The organism is Cellvibrio mixtus subsp. mixtus J3-8, from assembly GCF_000766945.1.
Taxonomy (GTDB): Bacteria; Pseudomonadota; Gammaproteobacteria; order Pseudomonadales; family Cellvibrionaceae; genus Cellvibrio; species Cellvibrio mixtus_A.
In genome coordinates this window covers 61,214-67,002 of record NZ_KN266216.1, presented here as the reverse complement: position 1 = coordinate 67,002, position 5,789 = coordinate 61,214, and the positions used below count along the sequence as shown (strand labels likewise).

Sequence of the window (5,789 nt, the reverse complement as noted above, 5' to 3'; positions counted from 1 at the left end):
CGGTTTATCGGCGTAATTATTTGGAGGGTGGGACGTATTTTTTTACGGTGAATATGTTGGATCGTAAAAAAACATTGTTGGTGGATTATGTGGATCGTTTGCGGGAATCGGTGGCTAGGGTGAAACGTAAACGTCCGTTCCATATTGATGCCTGGGTGGTGTTACCTGACCATATGCATGCGGTGTGGACTTTGCCTGAAGGCGATGCTGATTATTCGACGCGTTGGCGTGAAATTAAAAAGGCGTTTAATCGATATGTGTCGCCGGGTGAAATATTATCACGCGCACGTCAGCAACAAGGTGAGCGTGGAATATGGCAGCGTCGTTTTTGGGAGCACACAATAAAATCTGACGAGGATTACCGTCACCATATTGATTACGTTCACATCAACCCGTTAAAGCATGGGTTGGTAACGCAAGTGAAAGATTGGCCGTATTCGTCGTTTCATAATTATGTGAAAAAAGGCTTATATCCCGTTGATTGGTGCGGTAACAAAAAATCGTAACACATGCGCGATTAATGGCGATTGTAGGTTGGAAGAGCGCAGCGACTTCCGACATGGTTGTGCGACCCTCGATACTGTTATACGAATATCGGAATATTTATGTAATCCCAACATATTTACGTAATTCGAATATATTTATGCAATTTCCAACATGGAAATATATTGAGGGTAAATGTTGTCGGAAATCGGCCTTGCCTCTCCGACCTACGATGTGTTGATAGGCATGATGATATTGTCGGAAGTCGCTGCGCTCTTCCAACCTACAACTTAAAAATTATTTTTATTAAAAATTTTATTGTTTTAAATGGAGCTTCAAGCTAAATGGGTATGCGAATTTTTGCGTTGTGTTTGGGGCTGTTGTTAAGCCTGGGTTCCTGGTCGTCCCGGGCTGAAGAGGCGCTTTGTGCTTCGGTTAAAATTGAAATCCTGCAAGAGCTTACGATGGAGCGGCAGGGTTTTGAAGCGTTGATGCGGATTACTAATAGCCTGGATACTTTCTCGCTGGAAAATGTCAGCGTTAAAGTGTTTTTTAAAGATGCGGATGGCAATCCGGTTGTTGCGACTTCCAATACGTCTACAAGTAATGCCGCATTTTTTATTCGTAAGGATGATGTCCAGGATGTTGGCGGTGTGCAGGAAGGCGCAGACGGTTATTTGTATGGCGGTACTATTGCTCCGAAAAAGGTTGGGGAATTGCGTTGGTTAATTATTCCCACTGCGAAAGCCGCAGGCCAAACCAAAGACGGTAAATTATTTTTTGTCGGCGCTGAATTGCGTTATTCCTACGGTGGTAAGGAAGAAGTAGTTACTGTGGCAGATGACACTATCATCGTAAAACCACAACCTGAATTGACACTGGATTATTTCCTAACAGAAGAAATCGTGGGCGATAATGGCTTCACCCCCGAAATTGAACCAGCCGAGCCTTATACGTTGGGTGTGCGTATTAATAACAGCGGTTTCGGATTTGCAAAGAGTGTAAAAATTGAATCCGCCCAACCAAAAATTGAAGCCAATAAACAGGGTTTGGCAATAAATTTTAAAATACTGGGCAGCTATCTCAAAGATCAACCCTCTACCCCATCGTTGTTGATTAACTTTGGCAATGTTGAACCCAACGGTGTTACCACCGGGCGTTGGATTATGGAATCCAATCTCGCCGGAACGTTTAAATCATTTACTGCAAGTTACTCCCATGCAGATGACCTGGGTGGTGAATTAACATCGTTACTGAAAGCAACGACTAATAATTTTTTGGTGCGCGACGTACAAATGGATTTACCGGGCCGCGATAACTATCGCGACTTTCTTGCTTATAATGCTAGCCGCAGTTTGCGCGTCTTTGAATCAGAACCGACGGGCGCCAATGAAGTTGATTGTGCAAATTGCAAAAAAGTCACTGAAATTGCCACCGCCACGTTAATACCTGTCGATAATTCCCACAGCAAAATTGAATTCGAACCTGTCGGTGGTTTGACTTATGCAATGGCGACAGATCCTTTTAATGGCACTAAAGCATTGGCAAAAGTAGTGCGCGAAAATGGTTCAGTGGTGCATCCACAAAATGCATGGCTTTCCAAAAAACGCGCGAGCGACAATATTAATTTCAATTATTTTATTAATGTTTTCGATAACAACTCATCAGGAAAATACACCGTGTACTGGGGCGGTAACCTGGTGGATGTGCCCCAACCGCCTGTGATCCAGTTTGTGCAGGATCAAATAACGTTTGAAGGTGGCAATGTCGGGTTTGTGGTGCACGCAACTGACCCTAATAAAACTATTCCTACACTCAGCGTTTCACCACTACCTGCCGGTGCGAGTTTTATTCCCGGTGCAGTTAATGAAGGTGTTTTTAATTGGTCGCCATTACCCGGACAAGCCGGCCAGTACACCATTACCTTTACCGCGACTGATGGTGAGCTTACTGCTGAACGCATCGTTAATATCCGCGTGAATCCTTCCAATGACACTGATGGCGATGGAATGGATGATGATTGGGAGCGCGAACAATTTGGCAATCTCGACAAAGATGGAACACAAGACAGTGACGGTGATGGCCGCACGGATCTGGAAGAATTTGAACAGGGAACTGATCCCAATTTAATTGATGCTGCACCGGCAGCGCCGGAAATCCAGACACCTGTTTATAACGCGGATATCCTTGAGGGTGAATCGTTGCCATTGCAGCCCGAGCTGGTTGTCAGCAATGGTACGCATGCACCGGAAGTTGGCGCTGTTGCGATTTTATTTGAAGTTTATAAAGACGAAGCCCTGACCGAATTAATTGCCAGTACTACGCTGGACGAAGGTGCTGGTGCAGCGGCGGGAAATAATACAACGCACTGGAAAATATCGCCGGTGGATATGGAAGACGGCATAGAGTTTGAAGACAACACGCTCTATTACTGGCGTGCCCGATCTGTACAAACCGGTGAGAATGCCAAGGCGGCTAGTGCCTGGGTGAAGAGCCGCTTCTTTATTAACACTGTTAATGATTTGCCCACACAACCGCAAATCAGTTCACCGGCGCTGGATGCCAGCATTGCCGATGTGAGCCCGACATTAATTGTGACTAACAGTACGGATATAGATCGCGATGAATTGCGTTATGCATTTGAACTCTTTGCTGAAGCGGATCTGGAAAATCCAATTGCTACTGTGAGCGGATTATTTGCCGGTAATAATGGGCAAACATCCTGGGCGGTGGCAACAATCCTTGAGGAAGACCAGCGCTATGTATGGCAAGCAAGTGTGACGGATGAGCACGGCGCCGTGGTGAAATCCGAGTGGGGCAGTTTTATGGTTAACACGCAAAACCATGCACCCACAGATCCACAAATCACTTCGCCACTGCCGGCGGCTACTGTCAGCCAATTGCAGCAAGGTAATAGTGTATTGTTGCGTGTAGTGAATTCCACTGATCCGGAACGCAAACCAGTCCAATATTATTTTGAATTGGATAAGGTCAATACTTTCGACAGTGCTGATAAACAAATTTCCACTGCGGTGGTGGCCGGTACTGATCATACCGAATGGAAAGCGAGTGGATTAACAGATAACACCCATTATTTCTGGCGAGTAAAAGCCAGCGATGGTGAAGTGGAATCCGCATGGGTGGTGAGCAATTTTACGGTGAGCCTCGCGAATCAGGCGCCTGCTGTTCCGGTATTACAAAATCCGGTTGGTGGTGCATTGGTTGCGACCACGGATGTGATGTTGGAAGGTAATCCTGTTATTGATCCTGAAAATGATATTGTCAGTTATCGCATACAACTTTACTCCGATGCGGCATTAACACAGCAATTACTGGATGAAGTTGTACTCACTCCATCATTGCAAACCGGTGCAATTCTGGTTGATAAAACAACCTACTACTGGCGTATGCGTGCCGAGGATGAGGAAGGCCAGGTGAGCGAATGGAGTGCGGTAGAAAACTTCACCATTAATTTGCCCGTTACTAACCAGAAGCCACAATTCACGTTCATTGCGCCCGCGCAAAATGTTACGCAGAGTGATGGTACTTTATTAATTCAATGGCAGGATTCTGATCCCGATAGCAAAGCCCTGATTAAATTATTATTGGAGCCAACTACATCGGGTACGGCAGTCGTTATTGCAGAAAATATTGATGAAGATCTCGATGGAAATTATGACTCTTATCTTTTAGCCATCAATACTGTTACACCCGGTGTTTATAGATTGAAAGCCGAGATCAGCGATGAGAATCATACGGAAGTTGTAACCAGTTGTTGCACTATCACTGTGTCCGGCGCACCTGCCCTTCCTGTACCGCACAGCCATTGGTTATTGAACGAGGCAAGTGGCGATACTATTAATTCCCTGGTCGGCAGTTTTTCTGGTCAGCTCAGTGTAGTGGACATAAACCCCAATACAGCAGAGACAGCACCCATCTGGGTTACTGGAAGAAATAATTCTTCAGCGATTGAATTTGATGGTATTGGAGGCTATCTCGCATTTGGCAAACCGATCACAGCACCTTTATTGTCTGAATCAAGTTTAAGCATCTGGGTTAAAACCCTGACCACGGTGAGCAGTGGTGATGCGGATTCGGCTCCCGCGATTATGGGTAGCAGGGTTGATCGTGGTGAGCTGAGCAATGATATGAAATGGGGTTCTTTTGGCCTTCAGGGCCAAATAGGTCTGGCGGTTGGTGACTCACGTTTACTCGGCGTGACGAAAGTCAATGATGGTGCCTGGCATCATGTTGTTATCACCAGGAAAATTGCACCGGGCTCGAATATTGGCAGGGTCAATGTTTATGTGGATGGAAAACTCGATGCATCAGGTGAGCCCAGGGATTCCCAATTCAATGGTTTACTCAATACATTTTTAGGCATGGCTATTCGTAATACGGTTTTCATCTACCCGGCCAATACCAATTTCCTGGGATCGGGAAGCGGATTTTTAAAAGCAACATTTGATGATATCCGTGTTTACTCCCAAGCCTTAACCACACAACAAGTGCGTGAATTATATCAATTGGAATTTGGTAGCCTTCCTGCAAATGATTCGACATATTCACAATTTATTGCCAATGGAATTTATCAGGGTGAAAGTGCGAGCACGTACAAAACAAACATTATGAACAACCGTCCGGGTTTCAGCGGTATCGGTTTTGCGGATTTCGCCGCTGCAGACGGGTATGTTGAATGGGTTGTTGATAGCCAATATGGCGGCCCTGTAAATCTTTTCTTTCAATATGCCAACGGCACTAGCGGAGATTTACCATTGAAACTCAGTGTTAATGATGTCGTGGTAAACGCGACTTTATCATTCCCAAAAACCACTAACTGGAGTACCTGGAGGGAAGTGTCTACCGCTGTTAACTTGCAACCCGGAAAAAATACAATCCGTGTTCAGGTAATCCCTGGCAATACCGATGGGCCGCACATTGATTTTATGAAAGTTGTGCAGTGATTGTTAAATAAAACGTGCAATTCCCGCAAAAAATTAATTTGCGCGTACGCGCGGATCAGGATACGCATTTAACCAATGTGCGCCTGGTGAAATACCTAATGCCAGGCAACCTATTGCTGAATTACCGGCGGGCGTAAGAGTGGATTATTTGCCGCTCACCAACGTTGCGGCAAATTCCTATAAAGATCTCGCGCTGACATTTACCGGCGACAATACTGCGGAAAATTCGGGTTTGGTTACCTACCGTGTCGAAGCTGATAACTATATCGGCCCCAATGCATTGGGTACGGTCAATATCATTTATGAACTATCTGCATCAGCATCGGCAGTAAAAATGACCCT

General features: G+C 45.4%; 3 protein-coding genes. All 3 read left to right on the top strand.

The genetic code is table 11. The annotated features are described in order from the left end of the window. On the top strand, positions 1–506 hold a 506-nt coding region (locus A596_RS20895), incomplete at its 5' end, for an REP-associated tyrosine transposase (RefSeq protein ID WP_084128745.1). 321 nt (positions 507–827) lie between these two features. Continuing rightward, positions 828–5,447: a LamG-like jellyroll fold domain-containing protein gene (locus A596_RS20890; RefSeq protein ID WP_052417761.1), complete on the top strand. Its 4,620-nt coding sequence runs from the start codon at positions 828–830 to the stop codon at positions 5,445–5,447. A gap of 139 nt (positions 5,448–5,586) precedes the next feature. Next, positions 5,587–5,789 (top strand): hypothetical protein (locus A596_RS23210; protein WP_039918590.1); only part of this gene is annotated, 203 nt, incomplete at its 3' end.